The organism is Aeromonas sp. MdU4, assembly GCF_041929505.1.
Lineage (GTDB): Bacteria > Pseudomonadota > Gammaproteobacteria > Enterobacterales > Aeromonadaceae > Aeromonas.
Window position 1 is genome coordinate 118099 of the sequence record NZ_JBHFMW010000031.1, and the last position, 22234, is coordinate 140332.

The 22234-nt window shown below is 54.5% G+C and carries 24 protein-coding genes; 13 read left to right on the forward strand and 11 right to left on the reverse strand.

What is annotated here, in order from left to right:
* Positions 1–86: 86 nt before the first annotated feature.
* Positions 87–521 carry a YccF domain-containing protein gene (locus ACE1BR_RS18950; protein ID WP_042062816.1) on the reverse strand — a complete coding sequence of 145 codons (435 nt, stop codon included), beginning with the start codon at positions 519–521 and terminating at the stop codon, positions 87–89.
* Between the two features lie 453 nt (positions 522–974).
* Between ACE1BR_RS18950 and tig the strand changes: the two genes are divergently transcribed.
* The 6 genes from tig (at position 975) to ppiD (ending at position 9413) form a co-directional block, all read left to right on the forward strand.
* The gene (gene tig / locus ACE1BR_RS18955; protein ID WP_374873023.1) at positions 975–2285 is read left to right on the forward strand and encodes a trigger factor; all 1311 of its coding nucleotides are present in this window, start codon (positions 975–977) and stop codon (positions 2283–2285) included.
* A gap of 86 nt (positions 2286–2371) precedes the next feature.
* Positions 2372–2995 (forward strand): ATP-dependent Clp endopeptidase proteolytic subunit ClpP, encoded by a 624-nt coding sequence (gene clpP / locus ACE1BR_RS18960; RefSeq protein ID WP_374873025.1) that lies wholly within the window; start codon positions 2372–2374, stop codon positions 2993–2995.
* Positions 2996–3065: 70 nt separating this feature from the next.
* Positions 3066–4340, forward strand: a complete 1275-nt coding sequence (gene clpX / locus ACE1BR_RS18965) for an ATP-dependent protease ATP-binding subunit ClpX (protein WP_005336977.1) — start codon at positions 3066–3068, stop codon at positions 4338–4340.
* Between the two features lie 141 nt (positions 4341–4481).
* Positions 4482–6836, forward strand: coding sequence for an endopeptidase La (gene lon, locus ACE1BR_RS18970; protein ID WP_182939496.1), 2355 nt, complete (start codon positions 4482–4484; stop codon positions 6834–6836).
* Positions 6837–7076: 240 nt separating this feature from the next.
* The gene (gene hupB / locus ACE1BR_RS18975) at positions 7077–7349 is read left to right on the forward strand and encodes a nucleoid-associated protein HU-beta (protein WP_005315375.1); all 273 of its coding nucleotides are present in this window, start codon (positions 7077–7079) and stop codon (positions 7347–7349) included.
* A gap of 150 nt (positions 7350–7499) precedes the next feature.
* A complete protein-coding gene (gene ppiD / locus ACE1BR_RS18980) occupies positions 7500–9413 on the forward strand; it encodes a peptidylprolyl isomerase (RefSeq protein ID WP_374873027.1) in 1914 nt (637 codons plus the stop codon).
* Positions 9414–9700: 287 nt separating this feature from the next.
* On the opposite strand, the gene ACE1BR_RS18985 is transcribed toward ppiD, so the two are convergent.
* The 8 genes from ACE1BR_RS18985 to ACE1BR_RS19020 form a co-directional block, all read right to left on the reverse strand.
* Entirely contained in the window at positions 9701–11293 is a 1593-nt protein-coding gene (locus ACE1BR_RS18985; RefSeq protein ID WP_374873029.1) for an ABC-F family ATPase, read from the reverse strand.
* 62 nt (positions 11294–11355) lie between these two features.
* Positions 11356–12546, reverse strand: coding sequence for an Arm DNA-binding domain-containing protein (locus tag ACE1BR_RS18990; RefSeq protein ID WP_374873031.1), 1191 nt, complete (start codon positions 12544–12546; stop codon positions 11356–11358).
* A 205-nt stretch (positions 12547–12751) separates the two neighbouring features.
* Positions 12752–13159 carry a hypothetical protein gene (locus ACE1BR_RS18995; protein ID WP_374873033.1) on the reverse strand — a complete coding sequence of 136 codons (408 nt, stop codon included), beginning with the start codon at positions 13157–13159 and terminating at the stop codon, positions 12752–12754.
* Positions 13160–13655: 496 nt separating this feature from the next.
* The gene (locus ACE1BR_RS19000) at positions 13656–13871 is read right to left on the reverse strand and encodes a hypothetical protein (RefSeq protein WP_374873035.1); all 216 of its coding nucleotides are present in this window, start codon (positions 13869–13871) and stop codon (positions 13656–13658) included.
* Positions 13872–14334: 463 nt separating this feature from the next.
* Positions 14335–14937, reverse strand: coding sequence for a DNA N-6-adenine-methyltransferase (locus tag ACE1BR_RS19005; protein WP_374873037.1), 603 nt, complete (start codon positions 14935–14937; stop codon positions 14335–14337).
* Positions 14938–15028: 91 nt separating this feature from the next.
* On the reverse strand, positions 15029–16084 hold the full coding sequence (locus ACE1BR_RS19010; protein ID WP_374873039.1) for a RecT family recombinase: 1056 nt from the start codon (positions 16082–16084) through the stop codon (positions 15029–15031).
* Between the two features lie 11 nt (positions 16085–16095).
* Positions 16096–17505 carry a PD-(D/E)XK nuclease-like domain-containing protein gene (locus ACE1BR_RS19015; protein WP_374873041.1) on the reverse strand — a complete coding sequence of 470 codons (1410 nt, stop codon included), beginning with the start codon at positions 17503–17505 and terminating at the stop codon, positions 16096–16098.
* Between the two features lie 24 nt (positions 17506–17529).
* The gene (locus ACE1BR_RS19020; RefSeq protein WP_374873043.1) at positions 17530–17685 is read right to left on the reverse strand and encodes a hypothetical protein; all 156 of its coding nucleotides are present in this window, start codon (positions 17683–17685) and stop codon (positions 17530–17532) included.
* A 295-nt stretch (positions 17686–17980) separates the two neighbouring features.
* Between ACE1BR_RS19020 and ACE1BR_RS19025 the strand changes: the two genes are divergently transcribed.
* Both ACE1BR_RS19025 and ACE1BR_RS19030 read left to right on the forward strand, forming a co-directional pair.
* Positions 17981–18280 (forward strand): hypothetical protein, encoded by a 300-nt coding sequence (locus tag ACE1BR_RS19025; RefSeq protein ID WP_374873045.1) that lies wholly within the window; start codon positions 17981–17983, stop codon positions 18278–18280.
* A gap of 39 nt (positions 18281–18319) precedes the next feature.
* Complete coding sequence (locus tag ACE1BR_RS19030) at positions 18320–18598, forward strand: hypothetical protein (RefSeq protein ID WP_374873047.1); 279 nt, start codon at positions 18320–18322, stop codon at positions 18596–18598.
* Positions 18599–18890: 292 nt separating this feature from the next.
* Here the strand turns inward: ACE1BR_RS19030 and ACE1BR_RS19035 are convergent, their stop codons facing one another.
* Positions 18891–19142: a hypothetical protein gene (locus ACE1BR_RS19035; protein WP_374873049.1), complete on the reverse strand. Its 252-nt coding sequence runs from the start codon at positions 19140–19142 to the stop codon at positions 18891–18893.
* Between the two features lie 540 nt (positions 19143–19682).
* Positions 19683–20348, reverse strand: a complete 666-nt coding sequence (locus tag ACE1BR_RS19040) for a helix-turn-helix domain-containing protein (RefSeq protein WP_374873051.1) — start codon at positions 20346–20348, stop codon at positions 19683–19685.
* 80 nt (positions 20349–20428) lie between these two features.
* Here ACE1BR_RS19040 and ACE1BR_RS19045 point away from each other — a divergent pair, with 80 nt between their 5' ends.
* The 5 genes from ACE1BR_RS19045 to ACE1BR_RS19065 all read left to right on the forward strand — a co-directional run.
* Positions 20429–20647, forward strand: coding sequence for a hypothetical protein (locus ACE1BR_RS19045; RefSeq protein ID WP_374873053.1), 219 nt, complete (start codon positions 20429–20431; stop codon positions 20645–20647).
* Positions 20648–20694: 47 nt separating this feature from the next.
* Positions 20695–21093, forward strand: a complete 399-nt coding sequence (locus ACE1BR_RS19050) for a hypothetical protein (RefSeq protein ID WP_374873055.1) — start codon at positions 20695–20697, stop codon at positions 21091–21093.
* A 5-nt stretch (positions 21094–21098) separates the two neighbouring features.
* Entirely contained in the window at positions 21099–21317 is a 219-nt protein-coding gene (locus ACE1BR_RS19055; protein ID WP_374873057.1) for a hypothetical protein, read from the forward strand.
* 54 nt (positions 21318–21371) lie between these two features.
* Positions 21372–21524, forward strand: a complete 153-nt coding sequence (locus ACE1BR_RS19060) for a hypothetical protein (RefSeq protein ID WP_374873059.1) — start codon at positions 21372–21374, stop codon at positions 21522–21524.
* Positions 21521–22234: helix-turn-helix domain-containing protein (locus ACE1BR_RS19065; protein ID WP_374873061.1), on the forward strand; the 714-nt coding region annotated here is incomplete at its 3' end. The genes ACE1BR_RS19060 and ACE1BR_RS19065, both read left to right, overlap by 4 nt.

Consider the following 22234-nt stretch of genomic DNA (forward strand, 5'->3'; position numbering starts at 1 on the left):
CTCAACAAAAGAGAATAGAAAAGGGCAGACCCCAGTCTGCCCTTTTTTTCGTTGCAGGGCAGCGTCTGCCCGCGCATTTCCCGCAGTTAGCGGATATAGCGACCCGATTCCGCCTCGTGGTTGGTCACAATCATCTGGCCGATGGGGGCCAGGCTGATGAGTGCCAGTTTGAGGTGCTGGATACCGAACGGGATACCGATAATGGTCACGAAGCAGGCCAATGCCGAGGCGATGTGACCGATGGCCAGCCAGATACCGATCAGCACGAACCAGAGGATGTTGCCAATCAGTCCCAGGGTGCCGGTGCCGATATCGCTCTGACCGGTCATGGTCTTGCGATTGACCGCCTGCTTGCCAAACGGGAAGAAGGTAAAGGTGCCGATCACGAAGCAGGCGCGTCCCCAGGGGATGCCAACCAGCGAAATAAAGCAGATAAGACCGGCCAGCCACCAGGCCAGGCCCATAAAGATACCTCCCAGTACAAACCAGAGCAGATTGAACAAGAAGCGGAAAAAGGCCATGTGAGTGACTCCAGATACATCAATTTGGCTGCCACCATAACGAGGGAGGGCAGGGGACGCAATGGTTGATTGGGACAATGGACATTTGGCGGGACAATTTGAGTCGTTGCCACACATGTCGGGTGGATAACTGCACGATATGACTCGAAATATGACCAATAAACCGGCTTTTGGCTGAAAAAAGGTGAGCAAACGCAAAATAATCATCAACCAATGGTTGAAGTCGGGCACCTCTCTCCCCATATAAAGGGTAGTTTTGCACGAATTGTGCTTGCACACCGCACAATGTGGGGGATGTGTGGCTCGACTCGACCAAAGTGCGCCGCTATAATGCCGCGTCATATTTTCTCATCACAAAGACATATTGTTGTCTTTATAAACAGGAAGACTCCGGGCTTTGCCCAGGGGCAATAAAGGGTCAGCACGCAGTGCTGAGTTGAACGAGGTAGAAGAATGCAAGTTTCTGTAGAGACAACCCAGGGTCTGGAACGCCGTCTTACCATCACTGTACCGGCTGCTACCGTAGACGCCGCTGTGCGTAAAGAATTGAATGGCCTGGCCAAAACTCGTCGCATCGACGGTTTCCGTCCTGGCAAGGCTCCGGTTGCCATCATCAAGAAGATGTTCGGCGCCATGGCTCACGCCCGCGTTGCTGATGAAATGATGCAGAACAACTTCATCAAAGCCATCATCGAAAACAAACTGAGCCCGGCTGGCGCGCCGACCATGGATCCGAAAGAAATCCAGGAAGGTCAGGATTTCGAATTTACCGCCACTTTCGAAGTGTATCCGGAGTTCGAAGTTGCCGGTCTGGAGAGCATCAAGGTTGAGAAGCCGGTTGCTAGCGTGAAGGATGAAGATCTGGCCAACATGATCGACACCCTGCGCAAGCAGCACGCTACCTGGGCTGATGCCGATGTTGCCGCTGCCAATGGCATGCGTGTGACCATGGACTTCGTCGGTTCCATCGATGGTGAAGAGTTCGACGGCGGCAAGGCTGAAGGCTTCAACCTGGTATTGGGCGCTGGCCGCATGATCCCGGGCTTCGAAGACGCCATCATGGGCAAGAAAGCAGGCGACGAGTTCACTATCGAAGTGACCTTCCCGGCTGACTACCACGCCGAAAACCTGAAAGGCAAAGAGGCCAAGTTCGCTTCCAAGCTGATCAAGGTTGAAGAGCAGATCCTGCCTGAGCTGACCGAAGAGTTCGTCAAGCGTTTCGGTATCGAAAGCGGTTCTGTTGAAGAGCTGAAAGCCGAAGTGCGCAAGAACATGGAGCGCGAACTGGCTCAAGCCCTGAAAAACAGCGTGAAAGAGCAGGTTCTGAACGGTCTGGTTGAAGCCAACCTGATCGACCTGCCGAAGGCTGCTGTTGCTCAAGAGATCGATACCCTGCGTCAACAGGCTCTGCAGCGCTTTGGTGGTTTCCAGGGCGGCAACGCACCTGAGCTGCCGGCTGAGCTGTTCCAGGCGCAAGCCGAGCGTCGTGTACGCGTAGGCCTGCTGCTGGGTGACGTGATCCGTACCAACGAGATCAAGGCTGACGACGCTCGCGTGACCAGCATCATCGAGTCCATGGCCACTGCCTACGAAGATCCGAAGGAAGTGATCGAGTACTACCAGAAGAACGAGCAGATGCTGAACGGCGTTCGTAACCTGGCAGTTGAAGATCAAGCCATCGACCTGATCCTGTCCAAAGCGCAAGTGACCGAAAAAGAAGTTGCCTTTGACGACGTGATCAACAAGTCTGGCGCCGCTGCCTAAGAACATTTGACTTAAGGTCAAGACTGTTAAGTATAATGGCTCGTGTGATCTCCACTCGGGCCATTTTATTTTAGGGACAATGCCTTATGTACAAGAACTATAACGATATGACCGATTCTCCCAGCAATGCGCTGGTCCCCATCGTGGTCGAACAGACTGCCAAGGGTGAACGTTCCTACGATATTTACTCCCGTCTGTTGAAAGAGCGGGTGATCTTCCTGACCGGTCAGGTCGAAGATCAGATGGCCAATCTGGTGGTTGCCCAGTTGCTGTTCCTCGAGTCCGAAAATCCGGACAAGGACATCTACATCTACATCAACTCACCGGGTGGCTCGGTGACTGCAGGTATGTCTATCTATGACACCATGCAGTTCATCAAACCGGATGTCAGCACCGTTTGCATGGGGCAGGCCTGCTCCATGGGCGCATTCCTGCTGGCTGGCGGTGCCAAGGGCAAGCGTTTCTGCCTGCCTAACGCCCGCGTGATGATCCATCAGCCGCTGGGCGGTTTCCAGGGCCAGGCTTCTGACATCCAGATCCACGCCCAAGAGATCCTGAAGATTAAAAATACCCTGAACGAGCGTCTGGCCTTCCATACCGGTCAGGAGATGGCTACCATCGAACGTGACACCGATCGTGACAACTTCATGTCTGCCGAGCAGGCTGTTGCCTATGGTCTGGTCGACGGTGTCTTGACCCAGCGCAGCTGAGCAGGGTGTCCCGGTCTGTTGTAAACTCAACAGGCCGACCCATCCTCTATTGATAAAACGAGGTTGCTGAATGACAGAAAAACGCAAGGGTGAGGGTGATAAGCTGCTCTACTGCTCTTTTTGCGGCAAAAGCCAGCATGAAGTGCGCAAGCTGATCGCTGGCCCTTCCGTCTACATATGTGATGAGTGTGTCGAGCTATGCAACGACATCATCCGCGAAGAGATCCGTGAGATCTCGCCCAAACGCGATGGTAACGAGCTGCCGACCCCTCATCAGATCCGCGCTCATCTCGATGACTATGTGATCGGGCAGGAGTATGCCAAGAAGGTGTTGGCTGTCGCTGTCTACAACCACTACAAGCGTCTGCGCAACAGCGGCGAAAACAGTGGTGTAGAACTGGGCAAATCCAACATTCTGCTGATTGGCCCGACCGGTAGCGGCAAGACCCTGCTGGCCGAGACCCTGGCTCGTCTGCTGGATGTGCCGTTCACCATGGCCGATGCGACCACCCTGACCGAAGCTGGTTATGTGGGCGAAGACGTGGAGAACATCATCCAGAAGCTGCTGCAAAAGTGCGACTACGACGTAGAGAAGGCCCAGCGTGGTATCGTCTACATCGACGAGATCGACAAGATCTCCCGCAAGTCGGACAACCCCTCCATCACCCGCGATGTTTCCGGGGAAGGGGTACAGCAGGCACTGCTCAAGCTGATCGAAGGGACCATCGCTTCCGTGCCGCCGCAAGGTGGTCGCAAGCATCCGCAGCAGGAGTTCTTGCAGGTTGATACCTCCAAGATCCTCTTCATCTGTGGCGGTGCCTTTGCCGGTCTGGACAAGGTGATCGAGCAACGTTCCGTCAAGGGAACCGGTATCGGCTTTGGCGCCGAGGTGAAATCCAAGGATGCCAAGGCAACCCTGAGCGAGACCTTCGCCAAGGTGGAGCCGGAAGATCTGATCAAGTACGGTTTGATCCCCGAGTTCATCGGCCGTCTGCCGGTGGTCGCGACCCTGACTGAACTGGACGAGTCTGCGCTTATCCAGATCCTGAAAGAGCCGAAAAACGCGCTGACCAAACAGTACGCTGCGTTGTTCGATCTGGAAGGGGTTGAGCTCGAGTTCCGTGACGACGCACTCAACGCCATTGCCCGCAAGGCAATGGAGCGTAAAACCGGTGCCCGTGGTCTGCGTTCCATCGTGGAAGCCGTGCTGCTGGATACCATGTATGACCTGCCTTCTCTGGAAGGCGTCAGCAAGGTGGTGATCGACGAGACCGTGATCAAAGGGGACTCCGCGCCCTTGATGATCTACGAAAATCCCGAAACCCAGGCTGCTGCATCAGAGTAAATGTCTGATTTTTAATCAAATGGAAGGGGCTTTTTGCCCCTTTCATGCTTTTTACGGTTTCGGCGATTGAATCTCATCTCTGCGCCCCCATATACTCAGCCAAGCGCTTTGCCAACGGTATAACAAGCCGAGAGGACATATATGAACCTAGAGCGTTCAGAACGCATCGAGATTCCCGTCCTGCCTCTTCGTGACGTGGTGGTTTATCCCCACATGGTCATTCCACTCTTTGTGGGGCGGGAAAAATCCATTCGCTGTCTGGAAGCGGCCATGGAGCAGGACAAGAAAGTTCTGCTGGTGGCCCAGAAGGATGCGTCAACCGATGAGCCGACCGTGGAGGAGATCTTCACCGTCGGGACAGTGGCCAATATTCTGCAGATGCTCAAGCTGCCGGACGGCACCGTCAAGGTGCTGGTAGAGGGGGGGCAGCGCGCCCGCCTGGAGCGGATGATCGACGACAAGGATTTCTTTGTCTGCGAGGCCCAGTACATCCCCTCCCAAGCCATTGAGGAGAAGGATCAGGAAGTCCTGGTTCGCTCTGCCATCGGCCAGTTTGAAGGCTATATCAAGCTCAACAAGAAGATCCCGCCCGAGGTGCTCACCTCGATTTCGGCGATCGACGATGCTGCGCGCCTGGCCGACACCATGGCGGCCCATATGCCGCTCAAGCTGGAAGACAAGCAGAAGGTATTGGAGATCGTTTCGGTCTCCGAGCGCATCGAATTCCTGATGGCGATGATGGAGTCGGAGATTGACCTGCTGCAGGTCGAGAAGCGCATCCGCACGCGCGTCAAGAAGCAGATGGAAAAGAGCCAGCGCGAGTATTACCTCAACGAGCAGATGAAGGCCATTCAGAAAGAGCTGGGTGAGCTGGAAGACAGCCCGGATGAGTTTGAAGCGCTCAATCGCAAGATTGAAGAGGCTGGCATGCCGGAAGATGCCCGTGAAAAGGCGCAGGCCGAGCTTGCCAAGTTGAAAATGATGTCGCCCATGTCCGCCGAGGCTACCGTAGTTCGTAGCTATGTGGACTGGATGGTTCAGGTGCCGTGGAAGGCGCGCTCCAAGGTCAAGAAAGATCTGGGCAAGGCGCAAGAGGTACTGGATGCCGATCACTATGGCCTGGAGAAGGTCAAGGATCGCATTCTCGAATATCTGGCGGTACAGGCGCGGGTGAACAAGCTCAAGGGCCCCATCCTCTGTCTGGTTGGCCCTCCCGGTGTGGGCAAGACCTCGTTGGGCCAATCCATCGCCAAGGCGACTGGCCGCAAATATGTGCGGATGGCCCTCGGTGGGGTGCGTGACGAGGCGGAGATCCGCGGTCACCGTCGTACCTATATCGGTTCCATGCCAGGCAAGCTCATCCAGAAGATGGCGAAAGTCGGCGTGAAGAACCCGCTGTTCCTGCTCGACGAGATCGACAAGATGAGCTCGGACATGCGTGGCGATCCCGCGTCTGCCTTGCTGGAAGTGCTCGATCCGGAACAGAACAACAGCTTCAACGATCACTACCTGGAAGTGGATTATGACCTGTCGGACGTGATGTTCGTGGCCACCTCCAACTCCATGAACATCCCGGGTCCGTTGTTGGACCGGATGGAAGTGATCCGTCTCTCCGGTTACACCGAAGATGAGAAGCTCAACATTGCCAAGCAGCATCTGGTTGCCAAGCAGATCCAGCGCAACGGCCTGAAAGAGTCCGAGATCACCATTGAGGATTCAGCGTTGGTCGGGGTGATCCGTTACTACACCCGCGAGGCGGGGGTACGGAGTCTGGAGCGCGAGATATCCAAGATTTGTCGCAAGGCGGTCAAGCGCATCCTGCTGGACAAGAGCATCAAGCATGTTCAGGTCAATCAGGCCAACCTCAAGGAGTTCCTCGGGGTACAGCGGTTCGATTACGGCAAGGCCACCGACCAGAACCAGGTTGGTCAGGTATGCGGCTTGGCGTGGACCGAAGTGGGTGGCGATCTGCTTACCATCGAAACCACCAACATGCCGGGCAAGGGCAAGCTCACTTATACCGGTTCGCTCGGTGAAGTGATGCAGGAGTCTATCCAGGCGGCCATGACAGTGGTACGGACTCGAGCCGAGAAGTTGCGCATCAATGCCGACTTCTACGAGAAGCGCGATATCCATGTGCACGTACCGGAAGGGGCAACCCCGAAAGATGGTCCGAGTGCCGGTATCGCCATGTGTACCGCCCTGGTCTCCAGCTTGACCGGTAATCCGGTTCGTGCGGATGTGGCCATGACAGGGGAGATCACCTTGCGCGGCGAAGTGCTGCCCATCGGTGGTCTCAAGGAGAAGTTGCTGGCAGCTCATCGTGGCGGCATCAAGCGAGTGCTTATTCCGAAAGAGAACGAGCGTGACCTTGAGGAGATCCCGGCAAACGTCAAACAAGACCTTGAAATTTATCCGGTTCGCTGGATTGACGAGGTGCTGGAACTGGCGTTGCAGGACAATCCACAGGGGTTTGAACGCGTTTCTGTCGTGTAAATGTTGATGCGCCGCAAATTTGGCGCATTCGGTGGGTGGTTAAGGCTTGCATGCGCCCGATAACGGAAGTAGCCTTGACCACCGATCGGGTACTCGTGATGAGTCGCAATACGTTGTGTGGCGCGGGTTTGCGCCAGATTGTCACTTGCAACTGATCAGGAGGCTTGCTATAAAACCTCCACTTGTTGTGGCCAGGGAAATCAGCGCCGCAGCGGTGTTCGATAAAAGGGGAATATAAGAGTGAATAAATCTCAACTGATTGACAAGATTGCAGACGGTGCTGATATCTCCAAGGCTGCTGCTGGCCGTGCGTTGGATGCCTTCATTGATGCTGTAGGTGAAGCTCTGAAAGAGGGTGACCAGGTAGCTCTGGTTGGTTTCGGCACTTTCGCTGTGCGTGAGCGTGCTGCCCGTTCTGGCCGTAACCCGCAAACTGGCGCGACCATCGAAATCGCTGCTGGTAAAGTTCCTGCCTTCAAAGCCGGTAAGGCCCTGAAAGACGCTGTTAACTAAGTCGGGCGCTGATATCCGTCGGCTACCGTCCTTGGTCGCAGACCAGACAAGTTAGAGAGTCTTCTCTCATACTGATTGACCAAGGCGCATCGCAATCGGTGCGCCTTTTTATTGTTTACGCCCATCGAGTTCGGGAGCATAAGTACAAACATGATGTTGGATAAACTACGCGAAGGGGCGCAGGGCAAGGTAGCCAAGGTTATCTTGGGTCTGATCATCCTCTCCTTTGCCTTGGCTGGTGTAGGTAGTTACCTGAACGGCCCGGCCCGTACCGCCCCCGCCACCGTCAATGGCACCGAGATCAGTGCTGCGGCACTGGAAAACGCTTACCGTAACGAGCGCGCCCGCATGGAATCCCAGATGGGAGAGGCATTCAGCCAGCTGGCCGCTAACCCCGATTACATGAAGCAGTTCCGCCGTGGTGTGCTGGATCGCCTGATCGATCAGGCGTTGCTGGACAGCAAGGCTCGTGAACTGGGCCTGCGCATCAGCGATGAACAGATCAAGCAATCCATCGTAGCCATGCCGGAGTTTGCCGAGAACGGCAAGTTCAACAACGATCGCTATCTGCAACTGATCCGCCGTGCTGGCATGACCCCTGAAATGTTCCGCGATTCACTGCGCCAGGACATGGTACGCCAACAGTTGATGAGTGCCCTGCTGGGTACTGAATTCTCCCTCAAGGGTGAAGCTGAGCAGCTCGACAAGCTCTACAACCAGACTCGCGATCTGCGTCTGGTGCGTCTGGCCGCCGCCAATTATGTGGATGATGTTCAGGTCTCCGACAACGAGCTGGATCAGTATTACAAGACCAATGGCGCTCGTTTCATGAATGATGAGCAGGTCAAGGTCGACTACCTGCTGCTGGATGCTGCCAACCTTGGCAAGGAGATCAAGGTTACTGAACAGGATGCCCAGGATTACTACGACCAGCATCAGGATCTGTTCCAGCGTGCCGAGCGTCGTCATGTGGCCCACATCCTGATCCCGTTTGGCAAGGACGAGAAAGCAGCCGAGCAGAAAGCACAATCCGTGCTGGCCAAAGCCAAGGCGGGTGACGATTTCGCTGCGCTGGCCAAGGCTGACTCTGCCGATACCTTCTCCGCCAAAAAAGGCGGCGAGCTGGACTGGTTCGAGAAAGGGGTGATGGATCCTGCCTTCGAGAAAGCCGCGTTCGCCCTGAACAAGGCGGGCGATCTCTCTGCCGTGGTGAAGAGCCCATTCGGTTTTCACATCATCAAGCTGTTAGGTGTTGAAGCTGCCCAGACCAAGCCATTTGCCGATGTGAAGGAAGAGACCATCACTCGTCTGCAAACTGACAAGGCCAAGGAGCTGTTCTTTGCCGAGCAGCAGAAGATGGCTGATAACAGCTTCGAAAACCCGGACTCACTCGATCTGACTGCCGAGGCGATGGGCCTGAAGGTTCAATCCTCCAACTACTTCAGTCAGACCACGGCACCTGCTCCGCTCAACGATCCCAAGGTGCTTTCCGTGGCGTTCTCCGAGCAACTGCGCGATGACAACACCAACTCCGACGTGATCGAGCTGGCGGATGGCAAGGCACTGGTGCTGCACATCACCGGTCACCAGCCCAAAGCCGTCAAGCCGCTGGCTGAAGTGAAAGAGCAGGTGATTGCCGCCATCAAGCATGACAAGGCCGGTGAAGTGGCCCGTGGCAAGGCTCAGGGTCTGTTGGACAAGCTGAAGGTTGGCGAGAGCATCAATGCCGATCTGACTGCGCTCGGTCTGAAAGTGGAGACCCACAAAGGGGTTGCTCGCTTCGATCGCGAACTGGATCAGAACCTGATTGCCCAGGCGTTCATGTTGCCCCATCCGAAAGATGGCAAGCCGAGTGTGGCACTGGTTGCCGAGACCAACGGCGATCGCGTGGTGGTTGCGCTGGACAAGGTCAACGTACCTGCCGCAGCATCCGGCATGGCCGCCATGCTGCAAGGTCAGCTGGGTCAGGGCAAAGCCCAGGTGGATTACAAGTCTCTGATCGACGAGCTGCGCAAAGCGGCCAAGATCGAGTACTTCACCAGTGTGGAAGCGACCGTCGAGTAATCGGCTCTGCGCAACCCATTGAAAACGGCTCCTTGATGGAGCCGTTTTTTTATCTGTGGGCGGAGGGATATACTCAAGCTCTGCTCTCTGCTCTCTGCTCTCTGCTCTCTGCTCTCTGCTCTCTGCTCTCTGCTCTCTGCTCTCTGCTCTTTACTGTTTCTGCGTTGCTCTGCGGCTTTCTGTGGTCTTACCTGAGTCATATGCCATATCAGTCGTCTAAACACGGGATATAAAAAAACCGGCACGTGAGTGCCGGTTTTTCACTGCGAACTTGCGCAGGGGAGGGGTTATACCACGCCCTGAGTGCGCAGATAATCCTCGTAGGTACCGCCGAAGTCACGGATACCGTCTTCGCTCAGCTCCAGGATGCGGGTCGCCAGGGAGGAGACGAATTCGCGGTCGTGGGAGACGAAGATCAGGGTGCCCTTGTACATCTCGAGTGCCAGGTTCAAGGATTCGATAGATTCCATGTCCAGGTGGTTGGTCGGTTCATCCATGATCAGGATGTTGGGACGCTGCATCATCAGCTTGCCAAACAGCATACGGCCCTGTTCACCACCAGAGAGCACCTTGACCGGCTTTTTGATATCGTCCTGAGTGAACAGCAGACGACCGAGGATAGAGCGAACTGCCTGCTCGTCTTCGTTCTCCTGTTTCCACTGGGCCATCCAGTCAAACACATTGAGATCGGTATCGAAATCCTCGGCGTGATCCTGAGCGTAGTAACCGATCTGGGCGTTTTCGGACCACTTGATGGTGCCGGTGTCCGGTGCCAGCGCGCCTACCAGGGTTTTGATCAGGGTCGATTTACCGATACCGTTGGTACCCAGAATGGCGACCTTCTCGCCCACTTCCAGCATCATGTTGAGGCCTTTGAACAGGGGCGCCTCGCCGTAGCCTTTGGATACACCTTCGATTTCCAGGATGTTGCGGTAGAGCTTCTTCTCCTGCTCGAAGCGGATGAAGGGGTTCTGACGGCTGGAGACCTTCACTTCCTCAATCTTGATCTTGTCGATCTGCTTGAGGCGGGAGGTGGCCTGGCTGGACTTGGAGGCGTTGGCACTAAAACGGGAGACGAAGGATTGCAGATCGGCGATCTGGGCCTTCTTCTTGGCGTTGTCGGCCAGCAGACGCTCGCGGGCCTGAGTGGCGGCCAGCATGTAGTCATCGTAGTTGCCCGGATAAACGCGCAGCTCGCCGTAGTCCAGATCCGCCATGTGGGTACAGACGGAGTTCAGGAAGTGACGGTCGTGAGAGATGATGATCATGGTGCTTTCACGATCGTTGAGCACCTGCTCCAGCCAGCGAATGGTGTTGATATCCAGGTTGTTGGTTGGTTCGTCCAGCAGCAGGATGTCAGGGTTGGAGAACAGCGCCTGTGCCAGCAGCACCCGCAGCTTCCAGCCCGGGGCCACTTCACTCATCGGGCCGTTGTGCTGCTCGATAGGGATACCGGCACCCAGCAGCAACTGACCGGCACGCGCTTCGGCGGTGTAGCCGTCATATTCAGCGACCAGCCCTTCCAGCTCGGCAGCCTTCATGTAGTCGTCATCGGTCGCTTCGAGGTTGGCGTAGATGGCATCACGCTCGGCAATCGCCGCCCACAGCTCGGTGTGACCCATCATGACCACGTCCAGAACACGGGTATCTTCGTAGGCGAACTGATCCTGGCGCAGCTTACCGATGCGCTCATTGACGTCCAGGCTCACATTACCGCCGCTGGGCTCAAGATCGCCGCCGAGGATCTTCATAAAGGTGGACTTGCCACAGCCGTTGGCGCCAATAAGGCCATAGCGGTTGCCGCCGCCAAACTTGACGTTGATGTTCTCGAACAGCGGCTTGGCGCCGAATTGCATGGTGATGTTATTGCTGCTTAACATAGTGTGTAAAAAAATTCCTAAATTATCAGTGCATTAACGCACTGGTTGAAAATTCTGGGGCGCTATTGGGGCAAATGCCCATTTTTTTGCATTGAACTCCAGATCGAATCAACCTCGCTTCGGCTTGCTGATTCGATCCATTTTCCATAGACCTCTTGCAACATTTTTGCAGAGTTGTGACCCATTTGTTCAGCTATGAACGCAAGGTTTCCGTGAGCGGTAATGTTCCAACTGGCATAAGTATGCCTAAGTTGATAGGCTCGGCGATAGCGAACCCCAGACTTCTTGATCGCTGCCCGCCATGGTGCCACCAGAAACACGCCGGAGTAAAAAGGCGGCCTGTCCGGCACAACTTTGGTTGGTCGGAAGACAGGGCGCAATGTTTGGCGCACGATCATGCCACCTGGTAGGTGCATGTCAATCTCTGTGTCCAAAAGTGCCCCAGTTATCTTGAATTGATCCTGTAGAGCGTTCAGCGCTGGGGGCAAAAGGTGAACCATTCGTGTCCGGTTTGTCTTCGGGAGCTTGAACTGCATCTTTTGCTGCGTGAGGTTTCTGCGAACATGCAGGAGCTTATTTTCAAAATCTATGTCACCCCAGCTCAGGGCCCTCAGCTCACCAGGACGGATACCAGTGTAGGCGAGGATCAGCAAAATGTTCTTAAACTGCCTGTTAGTTGTAACCTCAATTAGTCTTTGAAACTCGAAGTGTTCAAAAGGATCTGCGCTTTTCTCTGTGTTTAGCCTGGCGGCAGTAACACGTACGTCGAACTTCCTCTCAATAAGTTCGTTTCTAGCAGACCAATTAAGCAGGTTTCCGACATGCCCAAGGTAGGTTCTTACCGTTCTGGGACGGCAATCAGTGAGTAAATGGTTGCGTAGTCTTTCGACATGCATAGGCAGCAAGTCTGCTATGGGCATATCTTCGCCAAGAAACATGGTCATTCTTTGAAATGCACTGCGATACGAGCGCTTTGTCGAGATACCAACGGTAGGCCCAACGCTCTCAATGAAGGCTACTGCTGCCTCTGAAAGCGTCAACCTGGTGGTGGTGCGCATACCAAGGCGGGTCAGCATTTTGGAGTTTGGAAAGTGCTTTGCATAGTCAAAGCTGCCAAGGGCAATTTCGTGCTTGATCGCAGCCAGTTTATTTGCTGCAAATTTGACGTTTGTTTTTGTGAGAGGTACATCCAGTACCTCTCTGCACCGGCGCCCCTTATAGCTGAAGCAGATCCGCAGCTTGTTGCCGTGCACCTCGACTCCAGTCAGCCCTGCAACCAGAGAGGCTTGGTTATCTATTGTGCTGACTCTACCCACTTGTCGTACTCCTCAATGCTGTAGCGAACCTGCCCATCTGGACCATATTTCCAGATCACTCCTTCTGGCCACTCTCCCTTAAGGCGGCGTCCCTCGGCGGCCTTTTCTGTCATGCCTGTTAATGCCTCAAAAAGGCGCGGCCTTACCCATCTTGCACATGGGTAGATGTAATTTCGTTGCATGTGGTCCTCGCGGTTAAAAGAGACTCGAGCCGGTGACGCCCAAGCTGGTTGTAGTAAAAGGTTTGAACTTGCTTGCGGGAATTGGCGGCCTGGTCAAGGCGGTACTCTCCCAGTTCGGTGGTTTTCAGGTTGTGCTGGTTGGCCAGCCTGCCGATGGCTTGCGCGCTCACCCCCAGCTCTTTACCCAGAACAGTTGCGCTCCAGAGCTGTCCGGTTACCCGCGGCGTTTCGATAGGCAGATCGAAGTGAGCCAGGATACGGCCGATCTCGGCGAGCTTAGCTGATTGGGAAAGGGTGGGGGAGAGCACGGTATTAACCAGATCATCCAGCAGCTGGCTGCTCTGGTCGATTAGTTGAAGTTGTTGCATGGCGTGGCCCTCCTGTCCTTGAGGATGGGGCACCGGGTTATGGGAGGGAAGAGCCGTTATTGCTCAGCGCTATTGCAGACTGCCCTTGCCACGGGCGAGGGGGGTTATCTCTTTTAATTCTGTTCAGTGTTCAAGCTCTTATTTAGGATACATTTGGCAACATATCAATCCTGCCTGGCTAATAGTAACCAGGTTCATTTTGAGAGTGGTATATGGAAAAATTTAGAGTTGGTGAGTTTGTCCATTTGAAGGCAGGTAATGGTCCAATCATGACCGTACATGCTTTGGATAACACTTGTTATGTTTGTCGGTTCACTGTTGCAGATAGACACGAATCAGCGTCATTTAGACCTGATGAACTAATATCTCATCTAGAGTTTACTCGGTGTGCAACTGAGGGTATTAAACGAGTTCTGAGTCTATCTGCGGAGAAATGGTGCCGATAAATCTAGTTATCGGCATAGTGATCTGGCACACAGGTTTTCCAAGTCAATGTTCATTTCGCATCCTTCATACTGATCGAGATCCCGACGTAGGGGCATTGGGCCCGATACACATCGCGGCAGTGCTCGCGCTCGATACTTTTGCTGCGAAAGCTTGGGCGGGGATCTGAGGTGGAAATAGACAGGCCAACTGGTTGGCTGGCCTGAAGTTGGGCTATCTGGTGCAGGGCGCTCTCGAGAGCCGCCTGCTTGTTGGGGTCAGTTAGCATCGCCACCCCCGGTAACCCATAAAGCCGGGTTCGCAGACCTTACTGAACGGCAGGACTGGGAGATGGGCTATCAGGATCTTGAGTTGGGGGTTATCTGGTTGGCTGTCGATGGTGACTTTGGCGCCGGGGTTGATGCGCAGGTATCGTTCTCGCACATCAGCAGCCTCCTCCCGGGTTAACCCTAGTTGGATGATAGGCTTTCTGTAGCGCATAGCTCACCTCCGAAGCCTTTGGTGGCTCTGTGTTTGCAAGATGTGAATCTTGCGGGCCGCTGCTTCGGCGGTTTGCCGATCGCATATCGTGCCTCCTGGGAGGACGAACATGTCGGGCTGTTTGGGATGGGGCATGACAACACCCAGCCCGATGACCACTGCACCGCGGTAGGGGCTTTCGATGGTTTTCATTGGTTACCTCTGAGTTATTCACAGAATCTGTGATGGAGGCGGTGAGTATCTGGTGGGTATCAGACGGCTTGTCTTGCGCCAATGCCGCGAGCAAAGGGGATGCGAGGGGATGGGCCAACCTTCATGGTGGGGAATGCAATCAGGGCGCAACCGAAGTTGGCTCCGTTTTTTCTGGTCTTGCCATCTCGTTCGTAGAATTGATACCTGCCGTTCGGTTCGTAGATGATCACTTCATCGGCCAACAAGCGGCGCCACCATGTAGTCAGCGGCTCGTATGGCAGCAACATCATTCCAGGCTTGCCATTTGCTTGCTGCTGGCGCGCTTTGGTTATGAACTCAGGCTTGAAATCGAAGGGTGGGTTACACCACCAGTGCTCTGGCCAGTTGAGATTCAGGCTATCAAGGCCAATGCATACGCTGCGCTCGTTCTCGGCCTCACGGATTTGTGCCAGCACCTCTTCCCGGGAGCGGTAGTCAAGCAGCCTATCCAGCAGTAGATGACTGGTGAAGTAGCGGCTGCACTTAGTTGTTGACGGCTCGGCGGCAACGTCACAATCAAATGGGCGGCCATAGAGCTCCTGCGCATCGTAAAAGCACTCCCAGGTGGTGGCCCAGAAGTTCTTATCGCTTGCAGGTGTTCCACTATCAATCAGGATTGCCATTATGCTACCTCCTAGTTCTTGGTAGTAGACATGGGGCTGGGGTCTGTCAGGAAAGTGATAAGCCCCGTTGATGGCGGGGCTTAGGTAGGATTTAGGCTGCTCTCTTCTTGTCGAGACCAAGGCGAACGAGGTTGGTGCGATAGATTTCGTTCGCTTGGGTTTTCTGCTCCTCGTTCAGTTTGTCGCCAAGGCTGGTGATTTCCGATAGCGCCGATCGTAGTTCCCCCGCAGATTCAGCAATATCGAGTTTGAACAAGGCTTCAGCCAGCTGGTCAGCGATAACCGGATCTACCTCCTGTACCTCAGGTTCAGGCCCACCATGCTGCTGTTCGATGACGCTTTCGGCTTGCCCCTCGATAACAGCCCCTTTGGCAGCATCGGCTTGCTGTGCAGCACGCTTTGCTGCGGCTCTTTCAGCAAGAGTTTCGGTGGCTGACTTGTTGCTGCCATCTGGTCCGGCTGGGGTAAAGTCAGGGTTGATCTCACGCTCTTCCAGCTCATCGACTGAGTAGACGCCAAGGATCACATCCGGGGTGTAGAGCCGGGCCCAGCGCTTCACGCCGAGGTAGGCCAACTGTTGCTTCGGGTCATCAGCCCAGAGTGTCGAGTTGCGCGTGCGAGCCTGCTGCAGCAACAATTCAACCTCACGTACTTGGCCGCTAGATAACGTCGCAATTACCTTTACACCGCACCCCTTTTCATCAGCAAAGCTCCAGTCTGGCACACGGTAAACCGCGCCTTTTTTATCAGGGTCTTTGCTCTGGACCTCTTTGAACTTGCCAATGACACGTTCCCACGGCCCAAAAAATTCATAGTCAAAACGTCCCTTGATGACACCAGAGTTGACCACTACTGCGTTGACTAATTGAGCCTCATAGCCAAGCGTTCCACCCACAAGGTGGGTTTTCTGCGCAACAGGGAAGGGATTCATGCCCCATTGCACAGATTGCAGGCAGATGGCGAAGCAGTCTGCCTGGTTACCGCGCAGGTGCTGAGGCACGGTCGCTTTTCCGCTTGCCATCATGGTCGCCATCTTTTCGATGCTGGCCATGAAGTCTATGTTCATCATCAGGCTCAGCATGTTTGCCTGGCCTCGCTCATTGGCCAGCACCGGAGTTGAGCTCTGGGTTGCTACTGAATTTTGCATAGTGAGGATCCTTAGAAGAGGCTTTCAGGGAGGGCTTCAACCCGCTGTTCATTGCCGACCTGTGTGGGTGTGAATGGCTCTTCGTTGTTGATGCGATGGCGTTCTGCTGCAGCCTGGTAGGGCGGCACGGTGATCTCTCCCATGCCATCGTGGCCTGGGTAGTAGTTTTGCTCGCGCCAGGTGAGGATATTGCGCACGGCCATATCGCGCAGTTCGAGGCCGCGGTGCCGGTCTTCTTGGCTGTAGAAGTAGACGCCGACCATGATGGGCTTGTAGACGTCCTGTCCAAGCGGGCCATCCTTCTCTACGGCGATAAAGACAAAGCTGGCCGGGCAGCCCGTTACCACTTCATATCCATCGGTGTAATGGGCGTCCTGAATGTGGTAGTTGTGGGCCGAGCCATCGCGCGCAAATGCCGCCTCGCTGGCATTGCGCACAAATTTAAGGTCAACCAGCACGTGATCTGGCCGCATCCAGTCCGGTCGGCACTTGAGGATCTGGCCAGTTTCAGGGTGGTGCCAGTAGATGCTGGCTTCCGCCTCGCCTTCATCCAGCAGCACGGCCGCTTCCGGGTGATTCAGGACAGCTTCGCGGTAGCGCAGGGCGTGGATGTATTCGTTGTTGGTCACGATCACCTTGTCGCCTGCCTGCTCGCAGAATTGCTCTTTCAGCTCATCGAGGAATTTCGCGTCAGGCTTGAAGGTGCGGATCCTCTCTGCCATTTCGGCCTTGGTGCCGCTCAGGGGGAGGGGATCCGGCAGCGTGGCAATGCGCTCGGCGCGCTCCAGCTCCTTGGCTCCAATCTTGGCGTAGCTCTCGAGTACTACCTGATAGCTGCCCTTGCTCTTGAGTGGCTTGGTCAGCGTGTTGTTGTAGGCTTTGACGCACGCTTTGAGTGCGGTCGCTGTGCGCTTGTCATCTTCGCCGATGGTCTGGAAACTTTCGGGAAGTTGGCAATATGCCGCTTCGGCATCACCCACTGTGGCTCCCAACTCGATAGGTGGGATCAACTTGGCGTTGTATGCCTCAATGGCATCAGCCAGCTCCTGCAGCTCGGGGCGCTTCTCGAGGCTGGCGTTGTACTCCTCGATGGCAGCCTTCATCTGATCAGCACCAACAAAGGCATCCTCCGGCCATACAGGCTCAATGGCGTACTCGTTCTCGAAGTCATCAAATTCCAGCACGATTTTGTGCAGGATCTTGCCTTCGCGAAATGGGGTTGTTTCCTTTTGCTGGTTGCCATCAATTTTGTAGTAGCGGTAGTGCTGGCCCGAGATAAGAGCAAGATCCAGACTACTTTTCGATTCGCCGTCACTGCCGTGGTAAATATCGCTCGGGATACCGCTATACATGCGAGGTGCGACGGGGATGAAGGTCTCACTCACCTGTTCGGTAATCTCGGTTTTGGCTAGTGTATTCATGGGGTTGGTCCTCTGGTGGTTAATTTATTGCTGCTTGCAAAGAGTGAGTCTTGGCTTTTCATGCAACTGCGTTAAATGCAGATTGGCGTGCCGCTCTTGATACTCTTCAATACCGCGGTGGGCTGGTGGCACAGTTGCGCCGATATGCCCCATCACCTGGGCTTCAGTAAGTTGGTTCATGGTCGGGTCCAGTGGTGGTAAAAACAAAAAGCCCAGCGATAGGGCTGGGCTTTAGTGATGTGGTTCAGCGTAGTTCTGCAGCCAGATAGGCCTCGTACGTCACACTTTTCGTATTTTTAGAACAAAATCAGCTGTCAACTGACAGATATGTCATTACTAGTTGTGTGGGTTTGGTGCTACCTTTACCCAATGCATTAAGAAAGCGGTTTCATGGGTTGTGTCTAACCTCCTCGACGGGTGTTGTGGTGGGCTGAAACTGCGTCATATGGATTTGGTATGCATTGGAGAAGTTGTTATGTGGTCTTATCTTTATCTTACTGATTTAAAAGAGTTTCGTACTGTATCTGACGTAATCAGGGATAGCCTTAGTGCCTTGAAATGTGGTTCAAACAATGGTTCATCAGAGCCAGTTCATGTGTTCCCCCAATTAGATGGGCTAACGGGTGGCATACATTATTACTTCAGTCCTGGGGCTCAAGACGTTGCCGAGTTGGTTGGGGCTAAAAAATGCGATGTGGCTCCGTTTGAAATTCGTCAGGGGCAGATATTGGTTTCCAGTCGCTTTTTCAACAAAACGCAGGAGCGTCGCCACTAATGCAGCTTAAGTCTGTGTTTCTGTAACTATGGAGTGGTTATGTGGTCGTATCTTTATGTCAGTGATCTACCGGGATGTGCCAAGATCTGTAAGGAGCTTCGATTTAGTCTGCACGTAATGCGTTTGTATACTGAGCCAAGCAAACTATCCAGTATTCAAATTTTCTCACGTATTGATGTGCAAACAGGTGGAGTTCATTATTATTTCAGCCCTGCCGCTATTGCGATTGGAAATATTGTTGGGGCCCAGCCTTATGGTGATTCCCCACTTGATATCGGAGAAATAGAACCTTTTTTGTCAGGGCATTTTTTGACTTAGGGGCATCAGGTCTACTTATTCGATGTGGGTTTACACAACATCCAAGCGTCACAAGTGGCGCTTGGATGTTGTGCCTTGTCAGGCACACATCACCTCATCCAGCCACCCAATTTCTGATTCTACAGGTCAGGGCAGATCCACCGGGAAAGTGGATTTCGTTCGAGGCATCCCATCCATATTGTTAAAGAGCGATACAACGCTGAATTCAGGTTGCAGTTAGCCAAAGCATCCTTGCGGTGCTTGAAGAAAGAGGCTTTGGCTACGGCGCTATTAGGGAAGCGCCAGCCCCGGGTCAGACGGCGTCACGGTGGTTCTGTGCTGTCAGGATCAGCATCAGGCGGTGGCCTTGTGGGATACGGCCGAGGCGCTGGTTGGCGATGGCGCGCTTGTCTGCCAGCTTCTGGCGGCGAATATCGTCGGCAATGGCGCTGACGCGGCGATGAAGCGCGGCACGGCGAGCTCTGTTACCGCTTACGTGGTCGGCGATAGTGGCAAGGATCTGGTCTGTGCAATGTACGGCTCTGGAAAAAATGCTCTTGGTCATGTTACATTTACTCCTGTTGGCGAGTTGGTCCTCGCCGATTCCCACTTGATTCGTCATGCTGGGGTCCTGATTGCCGGGGTTGGTCCCTCGGCCGTCTCTGACTTTGGGGTGGTACCCTGGTCCTTCAAAGCCCGCCTCGAGCGGGCTTTGTCGTTCTTACGCGCTGGTCAGGCGCCTTTTTCACTTCTGCCCTGGTTAGGGGCTGGTCCTGATTGCTGGGTGGTACAGAATTCTTTGCTGGTTTTCTACTCCGCCAGCTTCGGAGGTGCCGGTTACGTCGCCGACCCGGGCTCTCACCGTTCGTGTGGCATTACCCAAGTCCTTCACCACAATTGACCGTCTTCCACGCAGCCCCTTGCTGTATCGGTCTTGGTTGCTTCCCGTAATCGCATCCATCAAGTGGTTGCCAATACGGAACAGATTCATTGTTGCCAAAAGACAACTTTGTGTCAATGGTGGCGCCAAAAAGAAACTGAAATTTTTTTTAGGCAACAAAAAACCCGCTCGAGGCGGGCTTGTTTTAGATGGAGATGTTTGAGGTTATCTGCGGACTTCTACGACCTTGCCGAGCGTCACCAACTCTTTGGCTGTCAGGCTTCCGACTCGGGGGTCGTCAACGCCATACCTCCAGCAGTCTAGACCCTTGATGGCTCGAAGCAGGCGGAATTGTTCGCTGGAGAGTATCTTCACCAGCATGATGTCGCCGTGGTCTGGGGTTGTATCTCCCAGATCGACAAGGCAGAGGACGCCGTTGATGATGCCAGACTCTTTCAGTTGATCGTCGTCAGCCTCAAGAGCAAAGATGTGGCCATCACGCTCTGTAGCCAGTGTCTTTTCTTTCTTGGCGTGCGGCCAAGCATCGCTTATATGGTCTTTTTGCAAGTCAGCCATAGTCCAGACCGGCACAAGGCCAGGGCCAGATTCAATGTCGCTGATCAAGCTGTCTGCCGAGCGGCCCAAGAACAACCACACCGGGTCTATCCGAAGTGCTTTACCAATAGACATCAGGCTGCTGGCCCTGATCTCTCTCCCTGGTTCATTCAGCATGCGACTGATAACCGCCTTGCTCACCCCACTCTTTCTGCTGAGATCGGCAGGGGTAACCCCCATCTCCTTCATCCGAGCCTCAAGGCGTTCAGCAAAATTCTTCATTACTTCACCAACGTTGCTTTCATGCACCAAGTCTAACGCGGTGATGATTGTCAAAGGGTCACCATCCATATTGACTTTAATTTCCTTTTGGCAACAAAATGAGTGTGTAAAGACCTAACCATGAGGACCAATCTATGCGCATTGAAGATGTCGAAAAGTTTTTCGGCAATGCCTCTAAGGCCAGTGAGGCTATTGGCATTGGCCGCTGCAACTTCACCAAGTGGAAGAAGCAGAACAAGGGCATCGTGCCCGCCAACCACGCTGTGAGATTCGTTATCAAGAGCGGCCATGCGCTCGATATGGGCTGGGATGATTACCAGCCAGAGCAAATCACAACCCAGCAAGCCGCCTGACCACCGGCTCGTCTTATCACTACCACTACCACCAAAGGACCTTGGCCATGGGACGACCAGCACTCTCTGATCACGAAAAAATGGACACGTTGTCACCCCTGCGGCTGCGCGCCACTGTCGGACACCGCCAAGTGTGGCAGGAGGTCGGGGCAGAGCTCCAAATGACTGAAACCGCATTTGCCCGCACCTCGTTGCTTATGTTGCTCAATTCCATATCAAAGCATGAGCCCCAGATCCTGGCTAGAGCCGTCAAACGGGCCAATCGTAGCCTTATCAAGCAGGGATATCCGCCAGTGACTGTTGAGGAGATCCTGAAAGGAGACGGGCTGCCAGAGCATGGCTTGCTGACCTTCTCGCCGGAAGATGAAGCCGTCTATGACGAGGAACGACCCAAAAAGCCGGTGCAAAAGCTCATCGGCCTGATCAACTTCATTTTAGGGAGATAACGACCATGTTCAGCAATCAAAGAACCCGCCCGAAACCCGAGCATGTGACCGATCGGGACAACGTTGTACTTAAGGCCGTTATGCACGAGCTAGCCCTGCATCTGGAAGACGACTCAGTGATCACCATCGCTAAAGCTGCCGGCACTGACCGCACCGCGACCAGGCTGTCACGTGAGCTGCAGGCCCGCAAGATCGAGCGCGCGGAGAAGCAGCCCAGCGCATAACCAGTACCAACCACGCCCGCCTCACCACCGGGCTGTTGAATCAGGACCAAGACCATGACTATTGAACCAAGAGCTCTTGGGGGCGACCCCATTCGTGCCGATTTAGATCACTGCCCGATGTGCGGCAGCGAGCTGCGTACCGGTACTGACGATCACGTCTATGAGTGCCCAGCTTGCGAGTATACGGAACGGGAGATGTCAGCATGAGCATGCTACTGATGGTTAAGGCCATGAGCATCAAAGTGGGGAACCCATTGCGAAAGCTCGTTCTGATCAAGCTGGCGGACAACGCCAGCGATACCGGTGAGTGTTGGCCTTCTCATCAGCATATTGCCGATCAGTGTGAGATATCCAGGCGTTCAGTCATTACCCATATAGATGCGCTTTCTGAGGCAGGGCTACTACAAAAGAGCTCTCGCATTGGTCCTGCCGGTAAGCGATCCAACGTGTATATCCTGACACTTGATAGTGCAGGAGCCGCACATCCAGATGTGAAGGAGATTCACATGGTATGTGCAGCAGATGCACAGACCTCTAGTGCAGGAGCTGCACATAGAATCAGTCACTCTTTAGAACCAGTCATTGATCCAAAGATAAAGATCCCCCCTGTATCCCCCCAGGGGAAAAAATGCCCCGCAAGTGAAGCCCCGCGACGAGGTACCCGTTTGCCTAACGACTGGGTGCTTCCTGGCGAGTGGGGGAGGTGGGCCATTCAGGAAATAGGGCTCCCCAGGGAGCGGATCTTGATGGAGGCGGCCACGTTCGCCGATTACTGGCAGGCGCTGCCCGGCACCAAGGCCGTCAAGCTGGACTGGGAGAAGACTTGGCGAAACTGGATTCGCCGGGCTGCCAGCTCGTTTCGAACCGCGGCACAGCGGAAACCCTTGGCCAACATCCAGGCGGCCCAGCAGGCAGCA

Excerpts from the sequence above, each read along its gene's own strand:
- ACE1BR_RS18985 (WP_374873029.1), bottom strand. The coding sequence starts at position 11,293 with ATGTTAAGCAGCAATAACATCACCATGCAATTCGGCGCCAAGCCGCTG.
- ACE1BR_RS19025 (WP_374873045.1), top strand. The coding sequence starts at position 17,981 with ATGTGGTCTTATCTTTATCTTACTGATTTAAAAGAGTTTCGTACTGTA.
- ACE1BR_RS19000 (WP_374873035.1), bottom strand. The coding sequence starts at position 13,871 with ATGCTAACTGACCCCAACAAGCAGGCGGCTCTCGAGAGCGCCCTGCAC.
- lon (WP_182939496.1), top strand. The coding sequence starts at position 4,482 with ATGAACCTAGAGCGTTCAGAACGCATCGAGATTCCCGTCCTGCCTCTT.
- ACE1BR_RS19050 (WP_374873055.1), top strand. The coding sequence starts at position 20,695 with ATGGGACGACCAGCACTCTCTGATCACGAAAAAATGGACACGTTGTCA.
- ACE1BR_RS19035 (WP_374873049.1), bottom strand. The coding sequence starts at position 19,142 with ATGACCAAGAGCATTTTTTCCAGAGCCGTACATTGCACAGACCAGATC.
- clpX (WP_005336977.1), top strand. The coding sequence starts at position 3,066 with ATGACAGAAAAACGCAAGGGTGAGGGTGATAAGCTGCTCTACTGCTCT.
- ACE1BR_RS19020 (WP_374873043.1), bottom strand. The coding sequence starts at position 17,685 with ATGAACCAACTTACTGAAGCCCAGGTGATGGGGCATATCGGCGCAACT.
- ACE1BR_RS18950 (WP_042062816.1), bottom strand. The coding sequence starts at position 521 with ATGGCCTTTTTCCGCTTCTTGTTCAATCTGCTCTGGTTTGTACTGGGA.
- ACE1BR_RS19060 (WP_374873059.1), top strand. The coding sequence starts at position 21,372 with ATGACTATTGAACCAAGAGCTCTTGGGGGCGACCCCATTCGTGCCGAT.
- ACE1BR_RS19015 (WP_374873041.1), bottom strand. The coding sequence starts at position 17,505 with ATGAATACACTAGCCAAAACCGAGATTACCGAACAGGTGAGTGAGACC.
- ACE1BR_RS19030 (WP_374873047.1), top strand. The coding sequence starts at position 18,320 with ATGTGGTCGTATCTTTATGTCAGTGATCTACCGGGATGTGCCAAGATC.
- ACE1BR_RS19045 (WP_374873053.1), top strand. The coding sequence starts at position 20,429 with ATGCGCATTGAAGATGTCGAAAAGTTTTTCGGCAATGCCTCTAAGGCC.
- clpP (WP_374873025.1), top strand. The coding sequence starts at position 2,372 with ATGTACAAGAACTATAACGATATGACCGATTCTCCCAGCAATGCGCTG.
- ACE1BR_RS19010 (WP_374873039.1), bottom strand. The coding sequence starts at position 16,084 with ATGCAAAATTCAGTAGCAACCCAGAGCTCAACTCCGGTGCTGGCCAAT.
- ppiD (WP_374873027.1), top strand. The coding sequence starts at position 7,500 with ATGATGTTGGATAAACTACGCGAAGGGGCGCAGGGCAAGGTAGCCAAG.
- tig (WP_374873023.1), top strand. The coding sequence starts at position 975 with ATGCAAGTTTCTGTAGAGACAACCCAGGGTCTGGAACGCCGTCTTACC.
- ACE1BR_RS19005 (WP_374873037.1), bottom strand. The coding sequence starts at position 14,937 with ATGGCAATCCTGATTGATAGTGGAACACCTGCAAGCGATAAGAACTTC.
- ACE1BR_RS19055 (WP_374873057.1), top strand. The coding sequence starts at position 21,099 with ATGTTCAGCAATCAAAGAACCCGCCCGAAACCCGAGCATGTGACCGAT.
- ACE1BR_RS18995 (WP_374873033.1), bottom strand. The coding sequence starts at position 13,159 with ATGCAACAACTTCAACTAATCGACCAGAGCAGCCAGCTGCTGGATGAT.